The 18,329-nt window shown below is 64.1% G+C and carries 16 protein-coding genes and 1 tRNA gene; 10 read left to right on the forward strand and 7 right to left on the reverse strand.

Annotated features, from left to right (window positions below; all coding sequences use genetic code 11):
* Positions 1 to 61 precede the first annotated feature (61 nt).
* Positions 62 to 1,369: a bifunctional folylpolyglutamate synthase/dihydrofolate synthase gene (locus NJ75_RS10810; protein ID WP_039334298.1), complete on the forward strand. Its 1,308-nt coding sequence runs from the start codon at positions 62 to 64 to the stop codon at positions 1,367 to 1,369.
* Here NJ75_RS10810 and NJ75_RS10815 read toward each other — a convergent pair whose 3' ends face one another.
* Complete coding sequence (locus NJ75_RS10815; RefSeq protein ID WP_039334300.1) at positions 1,370 to 2,695, reverse strand: AmpG family muropeptide MFS transporter; 1,326 nt, start codon at positions 2,693 to 2,695, stop codon at positions 1,370 to 1,372.
* A 182-nt stretch (positions 2,696 to 2,877) separates the two neighbouring features.
* Between NJ75_RS10815 and NJ75_RS10820 the strand changes: the two genes are divergently transcribed.
* Both NJ75_RS10820 and rsmD read left to right on the forward strand, forming a co-directional pair.
* On the forward strand, positions 2,878 to 3,690 hold the full coding sequence (locus tag NJ75_RS10820) for a pseudouridine synthase (RefSeq protein WP_230487686.1): 813 nt from the start codon (positions 2,878 to 2,880) through the stop codon (positions 3,688 to 3,690).
* A complete protein-coding gene (gene rsmD / locus NJ75_RS10825) occupies positions 3,687 to 4,232 on the forward strand; it encodes a 16S rRNA (guanine(966)-N(2))-methyltransferase RsmD (protein WP_039334304.1) in 546 nt (181 codons plus the stop codon). The genes NJ75_RS10820 and rsmD overlap by 4 nt, the downstream gene beginning before the upstream one ends.
* Here rsmD and NJ75_RS10830 read toward each other — a convergent pair.
* Together NJ75_RS10830 and NJ75_RS10835 are read right to left on the reverse strand one after the other, a co-directional pair.
* Positions 4,229 to 5,488: an MFS transporter gene (locus NJ75_RS10830; protein ID WP_039334306.1), complete on the reverse strand. Its 1,260-nt coding sequence runs from the start codon at positions 5,486 to 5,488 to the stop codon at positions 4,229 to 4,231. The genes rsmD and NJ75_RS10830 overlap by 4 nt on opposite strands.
* A gap of 128 nt (positions 5,489 to 5,616) precedes the next feature.
* Positions 5,617 to 6,216, reverse strand: coding sequence for a hypothetical protein (locus NJ75_RS10835; protein WP_039334307.1), 600 nt, complete (start codon positions 6,214 to 6,216; stop codon positions 5,617 to 5,619).
* Between the two features lie 172 nt (positions 6,217 to 6,388).
* On the opposite strand from NJ75_RS10835, the gene NJ75_RS10840 reads away from it, so the two are divergent.
* Both NJ75_RS10840 and NJ75_RS24335 read left to right on the forward strand, forming a co-directional pair.
* Positions 6,389 to 8,683: an ATP-dependent helicase gene (locus tag NJ75_RS10840; RefSeq protein ID WP_039334309.1), complete on the forward strand. Its 2,295-nt coding sequence runs from the start codon at positions 6,389 to 6,391 to the stop codon at positions 8,681 to 8,683.
* A gap of 108 nt (positions 8,684 to 8,791) precedes the next feature.
* On the forward strand, positions 8,792 to 9,079 hold the full coding sequence (locus tag NJ75_RS24335; protein ID WP_156135764.1) for a hypothetical protein: 288 nt from the start codon (positions 8,792 to 8,794) through the stop codon (positions 9,077 to 9,079).
* A 313-nt stretch (positions 9,080 to 9,392) separates the two neighbouring features.
* Here NJ75_RS24335 and NJ75_RS10845 read toward each other — a convergent pair whose 3' ends face one another.
* Both NJ75_RS10845 and NJ75_RS10850 read right to left on the reverse strand, forming a co-directional pair.
* Positions 9,393 to 10,766 (reverse strand): DEAD/DEAH box helicase, encoded by a 1,374-nt coding sequence (locus NJ75_RS10845; RefSeq protein WP_039334310.1) that lies wholly within the window; start codon positions 10,764 to 10,766, stop codon positions 9,393 to 9,395.
* 144 nt (positions 10,767 to 10,910) lie between these two features.
* Positions 10,911 to 11,483: a hypothetical protein gene (locus NJ75_RS10850; protein ID WP_156135765.1), complete on the reverse strand. Its 573-nt coding sequence runs from the start codon at positions 11,481 to 11,483 to the stop codon at positions 10,911 to 10,913.
* A 162-nt stretch (positions 11,484 to 11,645) separates the two neighbouring features.
* Between NJ75_RS10850 and NJ75_RS10855 the strand changes: the two genes are divergently transcribed.
* Positions 11,646 to 13,064, forward strand: coding sequence for an FAD-binding oxidoreductase (locus tag NJ75_RS10855; protein ID WP_039334441.1), 1,419 nt, complete (start codon positions 11,646 to 11,648; stop codon positions 13,062 to 13,064).
* 109 nt (positions 13,065 to 13,173) lie between these two features.
* On the forward strand, positions 13,174 to 13,953 hold the full coding sequence (locus tag NJ75_RS10860; RefSeq protein ID WP_039334311.1) for a SapC family protein: 780 nt from the start codon (positions 13,174 to 13,176) through the stop codon (positions 13,951 to 13,953).
* Between the two features lie 313 nt (positions 13,954 to 14,266).
* Here the strand turns inward: NJ75_RS10860 and NJ75_RS10865 are convergent, their stop codons facing one another.
* Positions 14,267 to 15,229, reverse strand: coding sequence for an N-formylglutamate amidohydrolase (locus NJ75_RS10865; protein WP_052242349.1), 963 nt, complete (start codon positions 15,227 to 15,229; stop codon positions 14,267 to 14,269).
* Between the two features lie 174 nt (positions 15,230 to 15,403).
* On the opposite strand from NJ75_RS10865, the gene cpdR reads away from it, so the two are divergent.
* On the forward strand, positions 15,404 to 15,781 hold the full coding sequence (gene cpdR / locus NJ75_RS10870) for a cell cycle two-component system response regulator CpdR (RefSeq protein ID WP_039334312.1): 378 nt from the start codon (positions 15,404 to 15,406) through the stop codon (positions 15,779 to 15,781).
* Between the two features lie 107 nt (positions 15,782 to 15,888).
* A tRNA-Val gene (locus NJ75_RS10875) sits at positions 15,889 to 15,963 on the forward strand.
* 108 nt (positions 15,964 to 16,071) lie between these two features.
* Here NJ75_RS10875 and NJ75_RS10880 read toward each other — a convergent pair.
* The gene (locus NJ75_RS10880) at positions 16,072 to 16,836 is read right to left on the reverse strand and encodes a crotonase/enoyl-CoA hydratase family protein (protein ID WP_039334313.1); all 765 of its coding nucleotides are present in this window, start codon (positions 16,834 to 16,836) and stop codon (positions 16,072 to 16,074) included.
* 186 nt (positions 16,837 to 17,022) lie between these two features.
* Here NJ75_RS10880 and NJ75_RS10885 point away from each other — a divergent pair, with 186 nt between their 5' ends.
* The gene (locus tag NJ75_RS10885) at positions 17,023 to 18,246 is read left to right on the forward strand and encodes an NADP-dependent isocitrate dehydrogenase (RefSeq protein ID WP_039334315.1); all 1,224 of its coding nucleotides are present in this window, start codon (positions 17,023 to 17,025) and stop codon (positions 18,244 to 18,246) included.
* The last annotated feature ends 83 nt before the right edge of the window (positions 18,247 to 18,329 follow it).

Here is an 18,329-nt window from a genome sequence, read left to right on the forward strand (position 1 = left end):
CCGTTTTCACGAAGTGCAAATGGGGATGTGGCATTGGCAACGCCAATGACGGAGGGGTTGCTTGAAAGACTTCGCGATCTCCGAGAACCCGGCGGTGCAGGCGCAGCTTGATCGCCTTGGCGCACTGTCGCTGCCATCGGGGCGCCTTGGCCTGGATACCGTGCGCGAACTCTGCGCGCGGCTTGGCAATCCGCAGGACCGCCTGCCGCCAGTGTTCCATGTTGCCGGAACCAACGGCAAGGGTTCGACCTGCACCTACCTGCGATACATCCTCGAGGCCGAAGGGCTGACGGTTCACTCCGCCACCAAGCCGCATCTGGTCCGCTACAACGAACGCATCCGCATCGCCGGCAAGCTGATCGAGGACGATCTGCTCGCCGCGCTGCTCAAGGAAGTGATGGACGCGGGCGAAGGGCTCGAGCCGAGCTTCTTCGAGGTAACCACGGTCGCCACTTTCCTTGCCTATGCCCGCACGCCTGCGGACGCCTGCGTGATCGAAACCGGGCTTGGCGGCAGGCTCGATGCCACCAACGTGATGCCGACCGCTGCGGTCTGCGGAATTGCGACGCTGGGCATGGACCATGAAGCGTTCCTGCTCGCGCCCGAAGAGGGCGTGCCGACCGATCCGCTTGCCCGGATCGCGTTCGAAAAGGCCAGCATCGCGAAGCCCGGCGTGCCGCTCGTGACGATGGCCTATAGCCAAGTCGCCGCCGATTCGGTGGCCGAGACGGCGGCTCGAATCGGTGCGCCGTTGATCATGCGTGGGCGCGACTGGGATGCCGAGATTGCCAGCTCGATCCTCTATCGCGACGAGCATGGCGAGTTGCCGCTGCCCCTGCCCGCCCTGCCCGGGACGCACCAAGCAGAGAATGCGGCACTGGCAGTCGCAATGATCCGGCACCAGCATGCCGTGCAGGTGACGCTGGGCGCGCTCGGCAAGGGCATCGTCGATGCGCGGTGGCCGGCGCGCTTGCAGCGTCTGGGCGCGGGGCCGCTGACAGATCTGGCAGGCAGGCGCACCGTTTGGCTTGATGGTGGGCACAATCCCGATGCGGGGCGTGCCATTGCGCGGCATCTTGAAGGCCAGCCACCGGTGCACCTGATCATGGGCATGCTGGCCAACAAGGACCCCTCGGCGATACTCGCGCCGCTGGCGGACCGCGCCCTGTCAATCTCCGTCGTACCGGCCCCCGGGCACGATGCGCACAAGCCTGCTGACTTCGCGCCGTTCACCAGCCTGCCCGTCGGCAGTTTTGCCACGGTGCCTGAAGCGCTGGCGGCCTTGCCACCCGAGGGTGACGTGCTGATCGTCGGTTCGCTCTATCTCGCGGGCGAAGTGCTGCGGCTGAACGACGAGATTCCGGACTGATCAGGCGAAAGGATCGGCGTCAGATCCCTCCTCGCCCGCCGTGCCCATCGCCGCATCGACAAGGCCGCTGCGGCTCATCCACCAGAACAGCACGATGCCCGGCAGCGCCAGCACCGTGGTGAGCAGGTAGAAGTTCACGTAGCCCATGCCCTCGATCAGAGCGCCTGCGGTGGTGCCGGTGGCAAAGCGGCCGACGATGCTCGCAGCAGCGGAGATCAGCGCATATTGGGCCGCCGTGTAGCGCAAGTCGCACAGCGCCGAGAAGTACGCGACGACAACGACGCCGCCATAGCCCGAGGCGACGTTCTCGAATCCGATCGCACCGGCCATGCCCAGGTTGGAATGGCCAGCCGCCGCAAGCGCCGCGAAGGAAAGATTCGACACCGCCATCAGCACCAGCGCCAGCAGGACCGAGCGCTTCAGGCCCATCTTCGCATAAGCCACGCCGCCGATGAACACGCCGATCAGGTAGGCCCAGAAGCCGACGCCAACGTCCCAGATCGCGATTTCGTCGTTGGTGAAGCCGAGATCGTCGAACAGTAGCCGGAAGGTGAGGTTCGCCAGCGTGTCGCCCACTTTGTGAACAAGGATAAACAGCAGCACCAGCCAGGCGCCGTGCCGATGGAAGAACTCGCCAAACGGCCCGATGATCGAAGCAATGACTTCGCCCACGCCCTTGCGCGCGGTGGGCTCGCGGTGGCGTTCGGGTTCACCCAGGATCAGCGCCGTCAGCATGGCCGGCAGGGCGAAGAGTGCACAGGCGAGATAGGCCGCGCTCCAGCCGGAACGCGCCGCCATGAACAGCGCCAGCGCCCCTGCCCCTGCCGAGCCGATGCGCCAGCCATACTGGCTCATGCCCGAGCCCGTGCCGAGTTGGTAGGGCTTCAAGGTCTCGATGCGGTAGGCGTCGATCACGATGTCGAAAGTCGCCCCCGCGACGCCGACCAGCACGGCCGCCAGCACCGTCGCGCCAAGATCCGCCGAGGGATCGACCAGCGCCAGGTTGGCGACTGCGGCCATGACCAGAGATCCGGCCAGCAGCATCCATGATACACGCTGCCCCAGCCGCCCGAGCAGCGGCAGATGTACGCCGTCGACCAGCCATGCCCAGAAGATCTTCAGGTTGTAGACGAGAAACGCGAGCGTAAAGGCGGTGACCGTCTTCTTGTCGATCCCGTCCTGCGCCAGCCTGGTCGTCAGCGTCGCGCCGATCATTGCATAGGGAAAGCCCGAGGACACGCCGAGGAAGAACGCGGCCAGCGATTCCTTCTCAAGATAGGGGCGCACCGAGTCCCACAGGTTCCGGTCACTGGCCTCGGTGCTCATCGACGACTGCGCTCCCTCAAATGTTGCTGGCAGACTAGCGGCCAATTCCAGCGGCGCTAGGGGTGACGCAAGAGGCGTTCTCGCGTAAGGGCTGCCCCATGACTTTTCCCCCAAGAAACGGTGGCGACAGGCCGAAGCGGTTCAGCCCTCGGCCCGGTAACACTGAAAAGAAGCCTTTCTCCATGCGCAGCGGTGCGCCGCGCACGTCGCAGCCGGTCGTTCCCGCCAAGCGCGCGCCGAACGCCGATGGCTCGGAGCGCGAGGGCGATCGCATCGCCAAGCTGCTGGCCCGCGCAGGAATTGCCAGCCGCCGCGAGGTGGAACGCATGATCGAGGAAGGCCGCGTCAAGATCGGCGACGAGGTCGTGACCACGCCCGCCACGCTGCTGACCAGCCTCAAGGGGGTGAGCGTCGATGGCAAGATGGTCGGCCCGATAGCTGCTCCGCGCCTGTTTCGCTTCCACAAGCCTGCAGGCCTGATCACAGCCGAGCGCGACCCCACCGGTCGCCCGACGATCTACACCGCTTTGCGCAATGCCATGCCCAAGGACGCGCCGCGCGTCATGCCGGTCGGCCGCCTCGACGTGAATACCGAAGGGCTGCTGCTGATGACCAACGATGGCGAATTGAAGCGCGCGCTGGAACTGCCCTCTACCGGCATTCCCCGCACCTACCGCGCCCGCACTTTCGGGGACATCACGCAGGCGCGGCTCGAAGAACTTATGGAAGGCATCGAAATCGACGGCGTGCGTTATGGCCCGATCAACGCCAATCTTGAGCGCAGCGCCAACCGCAACAAGTGGATCGAGCTGACCCTGACCGAAGGCAAGAACCGCGAAGTGCGTCGCGTGCTCGAACATCTCGGCCTGGAAGTCTCCCGCCTGCTGCGCACCAGCTATGGCCCGTTTGAACTGGCTGACCTGCAACGCGGCTCGGTCGAGGAGATCCCGCAGGTCATGGTCGAACGCTTCCGCAAGACACTGAAAGCCAAATGAGAATTATAGCCGGAGAATGGCGCGGACGGCCCCTGCGCGCGCCCGAGGGTGACACCACCCGCCCCACTGCAGACCGCACGCGCGAGACGCTGTTCTCGATGCTGGCCAGCCGCCTCGGCAGTTTCGAAGACCTGACCGTCGCAGATCTCTTTGCAGGGTCGGGCGCGCTCGGCCTCGAAGCGCTGTCACGCGGAGCGGCATCGGCGATCTTCGTGGAGCAGGACGCAGGCGCAATCCGCACCATCCGCGCCAACATCGCGGCCCTGCGCTGCGCCCCGCAATGTGATGTGCGCGCCTCGTCGGTGCTCAGCCTCGGCCCGGTGAAGCAGCCGCTCGACCTCGTCATGCTTGATCCGCCCTATGGTACCGGCGCAGGCGCCGTCGCGATCGACCGGCTGACCCGGCTTGGCTGGATCGGCGAGGCGACCTGGATCTGCCTTGAAACGGCTGCCAAGGAAGTGCCCGACGTGCGCGTGTGCGAGGTCGATGCCGAGCGCAAGGTCGGCAAGGCGCTGATCACGCTGATGCGGTTGAAGTCCTAACCCGCCTGTCGGGGCGAGAACTGCACGCCAGCCAGTGTCATCGCGCCCGCCAGCGTCAGGAACAGCCCGACATAGGCCGTGCCGCCCATGCCGGCGAGCCACGCCGCCGCGAACGGGGCCAATGCGCCACCGATGATCCCGCCCATGTTGAACGCCACCGAAATGCCGGTGTAGCGGACTTCGACCGGATAGAGCGTCGGCAGCCAGGCGCCCAGCGGTCCATAGGCCAGTCCCATCACGAACAGCGCGCTTGCCAGCGTGGCGAAGACCACCCAAGGCGATGCCGCGCCAAGGCCGGTGCCGAACATCATGCCGACGATGATCGTCAGCGCCGCCCCGGTGCCAAGGACAAGCCGCGCCGAGGCCTTGTCCGCCCAGTACCCCGCAACCAGAATGCCGAGCGCAAGGAAGCTGTTGGCGCCAAGCTGGAGCCCTAGAAACTCCTGCTTGGCATAACCGAGCCTGGTCGTGGCAAAGGACAGCGCAAAAGTCGTCGCGAGGTAGAAGATCGCAAAGCACGCGACCACGCCCGCGATCCCCGCCAGCACGGCGCCAAGATGATTGCGGAACAGCAGACCGACCGGCACCTTGGGCGGCTCTGCCTTCTCGAGTGCTTCCTTGAACGCAGGTGTTTCGCCGATCTTGAGGCGCACCCACAGGCCAAGACCAACCAGCAGCGCGCTCGCCAGGAACGGCACCCGCCATCCCCAGGCGGCGAAGTCGGCATCCGACAGCCCCTTGCCGAGCAACAGGAACAGCCCGTTGGCACAGAGAAAGCCCAGTGGGGCGCCCAGCTGCGGCGCGCTGCCAAAGCGGGCTTCCCACCCCTTCGGCGCGTTTTCCACTGCAAGCAGCGAGGCTCCACCCCACTCGCCGCCAAGGCCGAAGCCTTGGCCGAAGCGCAAGCAGCACAGCAGTGCAGGTGCGACCCAGCCGATCATCGCGTAAGTCGGCAGAAAGGCGATCAGGAAGGTCGAGCCGCCCATCAGCATCAGCGAGGCAACCAGCGTTGACTTCCGCCCGATCCGGTCGCCGAAGTGGCCGAAGGCAATGGCGCCCACCGGCCGTGCAAAGAACGCGAGGCCAAAGGTCATGAAGGACAGCAACGTCTGTGCTGCCTCCGATTCGGTGGGGAAGAACAATGGCCCTATGACCAGCGCGGCCGCCGTGGCGTAGATGTAGAAGTCGTAAAACTCTACCGCCGTCCCGACCAGACTGGCAGTCAGAACGCGACCATGCTGGCGAATCGGATTCATCTTGGCGCTTCCTCCCCTCGTACGCGGGGCGGGTTGTTCCGTCTCAAGCGATCCGGGTCAACCGCTGTGCACACGCAATGGGGCGCCGGTTTCCCGACGCCCCATTGCGCGACGATCGTCAGTAGCCCTTAGATGCCGCCGCGATTGCGACAGCTGTCGGTTACAGTCTTGCTGCAGACCGGATACTTCTTGTTCATGGCCGAGGCGGGCGGCGGGGTCATGTTGCCGGTAGTGCTGCTGTCTATGCTGCTCATCCCGCCTGAGGGAGGCGTTGCAGGCTCTGCGGGAGTGGCTGGCGTTGCGGGCGTACCCATGCCGGGATTGGGCTGGGCCGGCATCGCACCGGATGACGGCACTGCCTTGCCGGAAACCTGCGCCACGATCGAGGGCCAGACCTGCGTGCGTTGTTCCGGCGTCATGGCATAGATCTGCGCCTTCTGCTCGTCGGTCAGCGCCCACCAGCCCTTCTGCTGATCAGCATCGAGGCTCCAGAAGTACTCCTGGTACGTGGAGGGCCATGCCGCATACCTGCTCTTCTGTTCGGCGGCCCATGCGTCGATCTGAAGCTGCTGGTCGGGCGTCGGCGAGAAGGTGCCGGTCGCCGTGGTTGCAGCGGTGGTGTCCGACGTGGTCGCGGTTGCTGTCGCGGAGGTCGACTGGGCGGCCACGAACGAGGGACTCGAAGCGATGGCAAGCGCAAGGGCGCTCGCTGCAAAAAGGTTACGCATCAGATTCTCCTGATCTTGATTCTTGTACCCGAAGTAACACGCCAAGCGCCGGGACCTGCGGCGGTTCCCGGGCCTGCGATGGTCCGCATGGCCCGCTGCGACGAATCGAAAGCGTTGGAAGATCGGGCTTTGCCGATTGCCCCGAATGCGTTTGGTCCCTATCTGTTCACGCATGTCCTCCCCACTATCCGTGAATCCCAGCACCGCCGAAGCGTGGCTCGATGGCCTTAACCCGCCCCAGCGCGAGGCGGTGATGACCACAGAAGGGCCGGTGCTGATGCTGGCAGGCGCAGGCACGGGCAAGACCGCCGCGCTGACCGCGCGCCTTGCCAACCTGCTGCGCCAGCGGCTCGCCTGGCCGAGCGAGATTCTCTGCGTCACCTTCACCAACAAGGCCGCGCGCGAGATGCGCGAGCGTGTGGGGCATCTGATCGGCCCGGCGGTGGAGGGCATGCCCTGGCTCGGCACGTTCCACGCCATCGCCGCCAAGATGCTACGCCGCCATGCCGAACTGGTGGGGCTGCAAAGCAACTTCACGATCATCGACACCGACGACCAGTTGCGCCTGCTCAAGCAGCTGATCGTGGCCGAAGGCGTCGACGACAAGCGCTGGCCCGCCAAGCAGCTCGCCGGGCTGATCGACAAGTGGAAGAACCGCGGCCTCAACCCCGGCGATCTCGATGCGCTGGAGAACGAGGCCTATGCCAATGGCAAGGGCCAGCGCTTCTACGCGCTCTACCAGAACCGCTTGCGCGAGCTGAACGCCTGCGATTTCGGCGACCTGCTTATGCACATGCTCAACATCTTCCGGCGCGAGCGGGACGTGCTGGAATCATGGCAGCAGCGCTTCAAGTACGTGATGGTAGACGAATATCAGGACACCAACGCGGTGCAGTACCTGTGGCTGCGCCTGCTCGCGCAGAACCGCAAGAACATCTGCGTGGTGGGGGACGACGACCAGTCGATCTATTCGTGGCGCGGCGCGGAAGTCGCCAATATCCTGCGGTTCGAGAAGGATTTTCCGGGCGCCAAGGTGATCCGCCTCGAACAGAATTACCGCTCCACCCCGCACATCCTCGGCGCGGCCTCGGGCCTGATCGCGGAGAACTCCGAACGCCTCGGCAAGACGCTGTGGACCGAGGTCGATGGCGGCGACAAGGTGCGCGTGATCGGCGTGTGGGACGCTCCGGAAGAAGCGCGGCGGATCGGCGAGGACATCGAACGGCTTGAGCGTGAGGGCGCGCCGCTCGATCGCGTCGCCATCCTCGTGCGCGCGCAGTTCCAGACCCGCACCATCGAAGACCGCTTCATCCAGATCGGCATGGGCTATCGCATCGTCGGCGGCTTCCGCTTCTATGAACGCGCCGAAATCCGCGATGCGCTGGCCTATCTGCGCCAGATCGCCAGCCCGCAGGACGACCTTGCGTTCGAGCGGATCTACAACACTCCCAAGCGCGGCCTTGGCGACAAGACGCTGGAAAAGCTCCACCGCCACGCGCGCGCGCGGGGAATACCGCTGTCAATGGCGGCGGTCGAAATCCTCGATACCGACGAACTGCCTGCCCGCGCGCGCAACACCCTCGCCGCGCTGATGCGCGATTTCGCGCGCTGGCGCGATGCCGCCAAGCAGTTGGTGCCAGCCGAGCTCGCCCGCACGATCCTTGACGAAAGCGGCTACACCGCCGCCCTGCAGGCGGAAAAGACTGCCGAAGCCGCCGGACGCCTCGAAAACCTCACCGAACTCGCCCGCGCGATGGAGGAATACGAGACGCTGGGCGACTTCCTCGAACACGTCAGCCTCGTCATGGACAACGAGAACACCGCCGACGAGGACAAGGTCACGCTCATGACAATCCACGCCGCCAAGGGCCTCGAATTCGACAACGTGTTCCTGCCGGGCTGGGAAGAAGGTGTGTTCCCCTCGCAGCGTTCGCTCGACGAAGGCGGCCTTGCCAGCCTCGAGGAGGAACGCCGCCTTGCCTACGTCGCGATCACCCGCGCCCGCAGGCGCTGCACCATCCTCCACGCCGCCAATCGCCAGATCTACGGCCAGTGGACCAGCTCGATCCCCTCGCGCTTCATCGGTGAACTGCCCGCCGAGCACATCGAGGAGGAAACCACCCTCTCGGGCGGCGCATCGATGTGGCGCGCCAACTGGAGCGAGCGCGAAGACCCCTTCGCCCACGTCGCTCAGGCCAGTGCCAGCCGCGCCGCCTCGCGCGGCCCAGGTTGGCAACGCGCCGCCGCGCAAGGCTACAACCCCGCCCCCCGCCGCATCGCCGAACCCACCCGCAGCGCCGCCAGCTTCGCCGCCAAGCCGCGCGGCGACATCGCCGTCGGCGCGCGCGTCTTCCACGAAAAGTTCGGCTATGGCACCGTGGCCGAGCAGGAAGGCAACAAGCTGGAAATCGACTTCGAAAGCGCGGGGCGGAAGCGGGTGATTGATAGCTTTGTAAAGTTGGCTTGAGGGCACTGGCCTTGTCGCCCGCTGTTGTTGGACGACTGAATTCGTTCAGTTGATGCCACACGCACGATTTGATTGATTCAGCCCGTCACCGCTAGCTATGCTCTCACGATGGGCTACTGGGTCAAACGCATCGCACTCAAAGATGGTGAAGTCGTCACGGAACGAGAGCTTCGCGAAGACGAAAATCGATTTGACGGGCCTCCCCCGGTTATTGGGGATTTGATTGAGGTCCAATGTCGCGGCCGCAAGTTCATGGCTAAAGTGGAATGGGGCAGTCTGCCAGACCGCGGCGTTTCCAACGATTTTGTTGTCCCGCTTAGAGTTTCAGAGGTTGGACTTGATCCTTCGATCCCGCTTCGTTTCCCCAGCGGTAGAGTATTTGCACCGCGTGATTAACTCGTCTCCCAGCCAAGCGCCGACAGTCCGTAAACTTGCCTCGATCTACCTCCCGTCTCCCCGTGCTTGACACGGGGTTGGGCTGTTCTTCCGGCGAAGCGCCCGAAGAGAAAAGCCGAGGCCCGGATCAAGTCCGGGTCGACGATGGAATGGGATGTTTTTTTGCGCCGAGCGCCCTCGCTCTCTCCCATTCTGGGGAGAGATACGCAGGCTTGGCGGCTTGCCGCCTAGCCGAAGCCCAAGAGGGCTTGGGCGGTGAGGCTGGGTGCGAGCCCTCCCCCTCTCCCAACCCTCTCCCCTGAAGGAGAGAGGGCTAAAGCGCAGAAACCGCCAGAAATTCCGGAATCGGCCCATTCCACTCACCCGGCTTCGAAGGCGGTTCGGAGTGGTCGCGGTAGTTGGGCTGCTCGCGGCGCGGAGCGCGTTCGGCCTTAACTTCCGCACGCGGTTCGCGTTCGGCGCGGGGCTTGCGTTCCTCGCGGGCGGGACGTTCGCGGCGGCTTTCGCGCTTCGGCTCTTCCTCGCGGCGCTCCGGCTTGGCCTCGCGCGGCTTGCGCTCTTCCTTCTCGGCAATCTCGAGCTTGAACTCGGGGATCTTCGTCCCCTGCAGCTTCTCGACATTGTCGATCGCTTCGGCATCTTCCGACGCCACCAGCGTGAAGGCCCGGCCCGTCGCCCCGCCACGGCCGGTGCGGCCGATGCGGTGGACGTAGTCGTCCGGGTGCCATGGCGTGTCGAAGTTGAAGACGTGGCTCACGCCCTTCACGTCAAGCCCGCGTGCGGCGACGTCGGAGGCGCACAGGATCGAGATGTCGCCGTCCTTGAACTTCTGCAGTTCGGCATTGCGCGCGCTCTGGTCCATGTCGCCGTGGATTTCGCCGGCGGCAAAGCCGTGGCGCTGCAGCGACTTGGCCAGTTCGCGCACGGTCGTCTTGCGGTTGGCGAAGACGATTGCCGTGGTGACATTGTCGGTCCGCAGCAGCTGGCGCAGCACTTCGCGCTTCTGGCGCGTGGTGCACTTCACCTTGAACTGGGCGATGCTGGTATTGGTCGACGCCGGTCGCGCCACTTCGATCATCTTGGGGTTCGACAGGAACTTGTCGGCCAGCTTCTTGATCGGCGGCGGCATCGTTGCCGAGAACAGCAGCGTCTGGCGCTGGGTCGGCAGCTTGGTGCAGATGTTCTCGATATCGGGGATGAAGCCCATGTCGAGCATGCGGTCGGCCTCGTCGATCACCAGCAGATCGCAGCCGGTGAGCAGGATCTTGCCGCGTTCGAACAGGTCCATCAGGCGCCCGGGCGTGGCGATCAGCACGTCCACACCGTCCTGCAGCGCCTTGACCTGATCGCCCATCTGCACGCCACCAATCAGCAGCGCCATCTTGAGGTCGTGGTTCTTGCCGTACTTCTCGAAATTCTCGGCCACCTGCGCGGCGAGTTCGCGCGTCGGTTCGAGAATCAGCGAGCGCGGCATCAGGGCGCGGCGGCGGCCGTGCGCCAGAATGTCGATCATCGGCAGCACGAACCCGGCAGTCTTGCCGGTGCCGGTCTGGGCGATGCCGATGATGTCCTTCATCATCAGGACAGCGGGAATTGCCTGCGCCTGGATCGGAGTAGGCTCATCATAGCCGGCATCGAGCACCGACTGGAGCAATTCATCCGAGAGGCCGAGATCGGCAAACTTCATGCAGGCAATTTTCCGAGAACTAGAGACGGCACGAACACAATTGTGCCCGCTGGACAGCCTGCATCGCAAAACGCCGCCAGCACTGTCTGCGCGCTAAGACGATATGGCCCGAAAAGTCAAGAATTCCGCGACGAGACGGGACTGTCAGTCATCTTCCAGCACGAGTTCGCGCATCTTGGTAATCGCACAGTTCGCTCCGGCCCGCGAATGGATCGTATCCCGGCCAGCGCAGAGCTGCCCGTCCTCGTTCCTCTCGACATAGAAGCCCGAATAAAAGTCGCGAGCGCGGCAGGATTTGTCGAGACTGGCACCGATCAGCTTCCGCCCGCGCGTGACAAGCAGGAGGCGATCCTGCGATTCGATCTGCACGCCCGCAATGCTGGTGATCGGCAGGCACTTGCTGGTCTTGCGCTCATAAAAACGCGGCGGCTGAGGCGCGGCCGGCATCGGCGTGTACATCTGGCCGGGCAGGCGCGGTGCAATACGGATGATCATGCGCTGCTCGATGCGCACCTGATTCCAGGACTGGTCGCCCAAGCCGTCGGCAATGAAGCTGTTGAAAGCGCTCGCCCCGAAGTCGTCGACAATGAGGGGCGATCCTGCCGGAATGGAAGCAGTCGCCCATTGCGTATCGCTATCGGGTATCGCCACGGGTGTACCAACCGGTACGGCCAGCAGCATGCCCAATGAGGCCAATAGGTTGAATACGTTGGGCATTCCGATGCAAAAACTCTCGACGTCCCCTCTACGGCCAAGCGGCCCTGACCCCGCTCCAACCGCTCCTGACACCCCTAGCCTCCGGGGTTGAACGGTTGCTTAACCTGTCAGCAATGAAAAATGAATTGCCCTTCCTGCGGGGTGGCAATAGCCGATGCCGTGATGACCGAAACGTTTCTTGCAGAAGCGGCCCGTCTGCTCGGGCCAAAGGGTCTGACTACCGATCCCGATGACATGGCCCCATGGCTGACCGATTGGCGCGGCCGCTACACCGGCGCGGCGCGGGCAATCGCTTCGCCAGCCAATACCGCCGAGGTCGCCGCTCTGGTGAAGCTGTGCGCCAGGCATGGCGTGCCGATCGTGCCGCAGGGCGGCAACAGCGGCATGTCGGGTGGCGCGACACCATTCGAAAGCGGGCGCGAGATCATCCTCTCCTTGCGCCGCATGAACCGGATCACCGCGCTCGATACCGCGGCGCGTTCGGCCACGTGCGAGGCAGGCGTCATCCTGCAGGTCCTGCACGAGGCGGCGGAGAAAGAGGGCCTGCGCTTCCCCCTCACGCTTGGCGGCAAGGGCTCGGCCACGATCGGCGGGCTCGTATCGACCAACGCCGGTGGTACGCAAGTCTTGCGCCATGGCTCGATGCGAGCGCTGGTGCTGGGGGTCGAAGCCGTCATGGCCGATGGCAGCGTGCTCGATCTGTTGACCCCGCTCAAGAAGGACAACCGGGGTTTCGATCTCAAGCAGGTGCTGATCGGTTCGGAAGGAACGCTGGGCATCGTCACCGCTGCGACCTTGCGGCTCGCTCCCGCCATTGCCGGCAGGACGGTGATGTGGGCCGGCACGGCCTCACTCCACGATGCGCGCAGCCTCCTGCTTCTGGCAGAGGACATGGCGCCAGGGCTGCTGGAAGGCTTCGAGGTCCTGCCCCAGCACAGCCTCGAGGCGGTTCAGGCCTACACTCCCGGAACGCGCGCACCGCTGACGGAGCCTCATGCCTGGCACGCCCTGATCGAACTGGTCGCGGGCGACGAGGACACCGCCGCGAGATTGCCCGAACTGGCCGAGCGCATCCTTGCCACGGCGTTCGAACGCGATCTCATCGCTGACGCCACGATCGCCGCCAGCGAAGACCAGGCCGAGCGCATGTGGTTGATCCGCGAGACCATCTCGCCAGCCGAACGCGCGCTTGGCCCGGCGATGCAGCACGACATTTCCGTGCCGGTCGAAAAGATGCCCGCCTTTGTCGAGGCCGCCGTCCCGCGCCTCGAAGCCGATTGGCCGGGCACCCGCGCGGTCTGTTTCGGGCATCTCGGTGACGGCAACGTCCACTTCCACGTCATCGCGCCGCCGGTCAGCGACCGGGCATCGTGGGAAGCAGGCGACGGCAAGGCGATCAGTGCACAGGTCCACGACATGGTGGTTGCGTGGGGAGGCTCGATCTCTGCCGAACACGGAATCGGCAGGCTGAAACGTGACGAACTGGCCCGCCTTTCCGATCCCACGGTGCTTGCCACGATGCGCGCCATCAAGCAGGCACTGGACCCGGACGGCCTGCTAAACCCCGGAAAGCTTGTCTGACGCGGCTTGCGCGGCCTTCTGGCAGCCCCTAAGAACCGGCGTTCCCGCTAAGCCGCGGCCAGAGTGAGTTTTGCCCGCGCGAATGTTTTGATTCTTGGAGAGATGCAAAATGGCCAGCGCGCCGCAAGCGAACCTGCCGATGTTCTACAACGACCTGATGCCGCTCAACAGCCGGGACCATGCAACGTGGAAGGCGAAGAACGCGGATGCAGCTCCCTGGCTGATCGGACAGCACGCCATCCCCCTGACGGCTGAGGAATTTCCCCAGGCAGCACGCCATTACCCGATCATCTTTGCATCGGGTGACAACCCGGTTCCGCTGGCGCTGATGGGGCTGAACGAAGGCGTGAACGTCTTTGTTGATGATGAAGGCAAGGTCACCCAGCCGATCTACATCCCGGCCTATGTCCGCCGCTACCCGTTCCTGCTCGCCAAGCTGAACCCCAATAGCGAAGAACTTTCGCTGTGCTTCGACCCTTCGGCAAACCTGCTCGGCGATTCGGTGGAAGGGCAGGATCTCTTCACCGACGGCCAGCCTTCTGAAGCGACCCAGGCTGCACTCGGCTTCTGCGAACAGTTCGAACAGGCCGGCCAGCGCACGCAGGCCTTCATCGACGAGCTGAAGAAGCACGACCTGCTCATGGAGGGCGAAGTCGCGATCCAGCAGCAGGGCAATGACCAGCCGTTCGTCTATCGCGGCTTCCAGATGGTCAATCAGGAAAAGCTGCGCGATGTGCGCGGTGACGTGCTGCGTGGCTGGGCGCAGAGCGGCCTGCTGCCGCTGCTTTATGCCCACCTGTTCTCGCTCGAACTGATCAGCCAGATCTTCGGCGCACAGGTTCAACTGGGCAAGGGTCCGATCCCGGCGATCCAGGTTCCGGCTGAATAAGCCGGACACGATTTGACATCGGGCTTGAGCGATCGAGCCACAGGTCAACAGAAAAGCGCGGTGAGCCATTCGGTTCATCGCGTTTTTTCTTGGGGTGTTGCAAAAATCCCTCGAAAGGCCTTGCAGGGGCAAATCCCCTCACCTATCTTGTGATTGTTGCGTTGCGGCTCCCCTCATGGCCCAGCGTAACTGGTGCACTCACGTGCACCTCCTCCCTGAACCTTGGCCACCTGGAGCTTGCTCCAGGTGGTTTTTTCTTGGGTTACATGAGTTTGCGCAAGTCTGCCCGCGCGCTTGCCCATAAAGCGCGCATCTACTCGGCAGCAGCGCGCCAGCGTCCGCGGTCGGATGCGCGGCCAAGGTCCGCCACGTCGACCGCGAGTCGGCGCACCAAGCCCACCAAGAGCTCGATCGTGGCTTCGAAGCCGGGGCCGGGTTCGGCCATGCGTGCATCGAGGTAGCAGGTGCGGTCTATCTCGAGCTGCATGCAGTGAAGGCCTTCGGCACGCCTTGCGTGTCGCTCCAGCACGTAGCCCCCGGCATAAGGCCGGTTGTGCGACACCCGTCGCGCAGCTTCGGTGAAGAAGCCGAACGCGGAAGCCACCACACCCCCATCGCACGAAGCGCCGAACCGATCGCCCACGACGAATTCCGGCGCACGCTCTCCGGGCGAACGCGCCGCCAGCGGTGGCATCGAATGAAGGTCGATCAGCAGGGCAGCGCCCCAACGGTCCCGAATCGTCTCGAGCGTGCTGGCGAGCGCCATGTGATAAGGCTGATGCACCGCTGCAATCCGCTCTGCCAGTTCGCTGTGGTCGAGCCTGCGCTTCCACAGCTCTCCAAGGCCCGGCAGACGACGCGGCACCAGCCCCAGCCCGCTTCGTGCGCGCCTGCCAAAACCGCTGGGCGCGGCCGAAGCATCGGCCGGTGGACCACCGACCATCTCCCAGTCGACATCATCGCTGGCACGGTTGAGATCGAGCATGGCCCGCGGCGCATGGGCGATGAGCAGCGCCGCGCCGGTCCGGCGAGAAACCGCCTGCCCCAAGAGATCGGCGTAGCGATCCTCAAGCCGGGGCGCTGCGAACGCGGGATGACGCATCCGGTCAAGCAGCGACTTGGCATAGGCCCTTCCTGCGTGCGGGACGGCAATCACCACGGGGATCGGCGAAGGATCGATCGTCGTCAGGCTGTAGGCCGGCACACCGGGATTGCCCGGCACCGACCCGCCATGGACCGAAGCCGAATCGCCCTGGTGCTCACACTCATGCTGCATCCCGCAAAGGTGCAACCGATTCGCACGCAAGTCAAAGCAAGGTCCGACGACGATTGGACCACATGTCGGGTTGCGGGCAAAAAGCGGTTTGCGCGAAGCTTCAGGCGGGAGATTGTTAACCCCATCGGCGTTATAGGCCATGGAACTGAAGCCCCACTAAAAAACAGGTTCGCCATGATCCGGATCCTGCTCGCCGAAGATGAAGACGCGATGCGCACTTACCTGACCCGCGCGCTGGAAAATGCCGGCTATTCCGTGGCTGCCGTGGACAGGGGCACCGCCGCAATTCCCCTGCTCGAATCCGAACATTTCGACCTCCTCCTGTCTGACATCGTGATGCCGGAAATGGACGGGATCGAATTGGCGCAGCGCTGCAGCGAGATCAGCCCCAGCACCAAGGTCATGTTCATCACCGGGTTTGCCGCTGTGACGCTCAAGGCAAATCGTGAGGCACCCCAGGCCCGGGTGCTGTCAAAGCCGTTCCACCTCAAGGATCTGGTGCTTGAAGTCGAGCGCGTATTCGAGGATGCGCAGTTTGCGGGGAGCCGCTGAAGTCTGGCTGCAAATTCCCCCTTGCCATGAATCGGGACGGGGGCTAATGGCGCGCTTCCCGACGCGATCAGCGGTTCGCCGCCAGCCAAGGGACAAGCAGATGGTGCGGGCGTATAGCTCAGTGGTAGAGCACTATGTTGACATCGTAGGGGTCGCAAGTTCAATCCTTGCTACGCCCACCATCGCATAAGAAACCCCGCCAATGGCGGGGGTTTTTGTTGATCGACGCAGGCTTTTGTTGATCGGTAGGAAAAGTGGCGGGAGCGACCAGCGCCCCCGCCCTGGCGATCTTACTTGCCCTGCCAGTTCGGCTTGCGCTTCTCGGCAAAGGCGGCGGCGCCTTCGCGTGCGTCGCTCGACGTGAATACCGGCGCGATATAGGCCTGCTGCTTCTTCCACATTTCCGCCTCGGTCCACTCGTGCGAATCGCGGATGATTCCCTTCGACGCGATCAGTGCGAGCGGACCGTTCTCGGCGACCTTCGCTGCCAGAGCCTTTGCTGCTTCCAGCGACGGGCCTTCGACGATCTGGTTGATGAAGCCGAGCTCATAAGCGCGCTGGGCGGTGATGAAGTCGCCGGTCAACGCCAGTTCCATGGCGATGCGCGGCGGGATCTGGCGCGGCAGCTTGATCAGGCCACCGGCAGCAGCGGCAAGTCCGCGCTTGGCTTCGGGAATGCCGAACTTGGATGAAGCGCTCGCCACGATCAGGTCGCACGACAGCGCCAGTTCCATGCCGCCCGCCAAGGCATAGCCATCGACCGCAGCGATGATCGGCTTCTTCGGCGTCCATTCCGACAGGCCGCCAAAACCGCGCCCGGGAATCGAGGGCGACTCCCCGCGCAGGAAGCCCTTGAGATCCATCCCTGAACAGAACGTGCCGCCAGCCCCGGTGAGGATCGCACAGCGCAGGTCGGCCTCGGCATCCAGCCGGTCCATCGCTGCCGAAATGCCCTCGGCCGCAGCCTTGTTCATGGCATTCTTTGCATCGGGCCGGTTGATCGTGACGATCAGCACGTTGCCATCGACTTGGGTAAGGACTTCCGCCTCGCTCATCGCATCTCTCCAAAAGGACTTGCACCCGGCTTTAACCGGTCACTTAAATATCTGCATTGCCCATGCGCCGATGTCCAGCGCAAAGCCTGCAAAAATTGCGCGAATCGCCCCACTGCCTTGCGCACCGGCAAGCCTCTGCTAAGGGAAGGCGCAATTTCTCTCCCCAGCTTGAAAGACAGGACGGACATGGCGAAGATCAAGGTGAAGAACCCGGTCGTCGAACTCGACGGCGATGAAATGACCCGGATCATCTGGGAATGGATCCGCGAGCGCCTGATCCTCCCCTACCTCGACATCGACCTCAAGTACTACGACCTCTCGGTCCAGAAGCGCGACGAGACGGACGACCAGATCACCATCGATTCCGCCAATGCAATCAAGCAGTACGGCGTCGGCGTGAAGTGCGCCACGATCACGCCTGACGAACAGCGCGTCGAGGAATTCAACCTCAAGTCGATGTGGAAGTCGCCCAACGGCACGATCCGCAACATCCTCGGCGGCGTGGTCTTCCGCGAACCGATCGTGATCCAGAACGTGCCCCGCCTCGTCCCGGGCTGGACCGACCCGATCGTCGTCGGCCGTCACGCCTTCGGCGACCAGTACCGCGCCACCGACTTCGTCGTCCCCGGCCCCGGCAAGCTGCGTCTCGTCTGGGAAGGCGACAACGGTGAGACGATCGACCGCGAAGTGTTCAACTACCCCTCGGGTGGCGTCGCCATGGCGATGTACAACCTCGACGATTCGATCCGCGACTTCGCCCGCGCGTCGTTCAACTATGGCCTGTCGCTGGGCTGGCCGGTCTACCTGTCGACCAAGAACACCATCCTCAAGGCCTACGACGGCCGCTTCAAGGATCTGTTCCAGGAAGTGTTCGACACCGAAGGCTTCAAGGAAAAGTTCGCCGCCGCCGGCATCAGCTACGAACACCGCCTGATCGACGACATGGTCGCCTCGGCGCTCAAGTGGTCGGGCAAGTTCGTCTGGGCCTGCAAGAACTACGACGGTGACGTGCAGTCCGACACGGTTGCGCAGGGCTTCGGCTCGCTCGGCCTGATGACCTCGGTCCTCATGTCGCCCGACGGCAAGACCATCGAAGCCGAAGCTGCCCACGGCACCGTGACCCGTCACTACCGCCAGCACCAGCAGGGCAAGCAGACCTCGACCAACCCGATCGCCTCGATCTTCGCGTGGACCCGCGGTCTGATGTACCGCGGCAAGTTCGACGAGACCCCGGAAGTCGTGAAGTTCGCCGAAACGCTCGAGCGCGTCTGCATCGAAACCGTCGAAAGCGGCAAGATGACCAAGGACCTCGCCCTGCTGATCGGCCCGGATCAGGCCTGGATGACCACCGAGAAGTTCTTCGAAGCCATCGTCGAGAACCTCGAAGCCGAAATGAAGAACTGGGCATAAGCGCCGGTTCCTTTACGGAAACAGCAAAGGGCTCCGGTTCGCGCCGGGGCCCTTTTGCTTTGGCAACAGTTCGACATGCAGAA

It is taken from the genome of Novosphingobium subterraneum (assembly GCF_000807925.1).
Taxonomy (GTDB): domain Bacteria; phylum Pseudomonadota; class Alphaproteobacteria; order Sphingomonadales; family Sphingomonadaceae; genus Novosphingobium; species Novosphingobium subterraneum.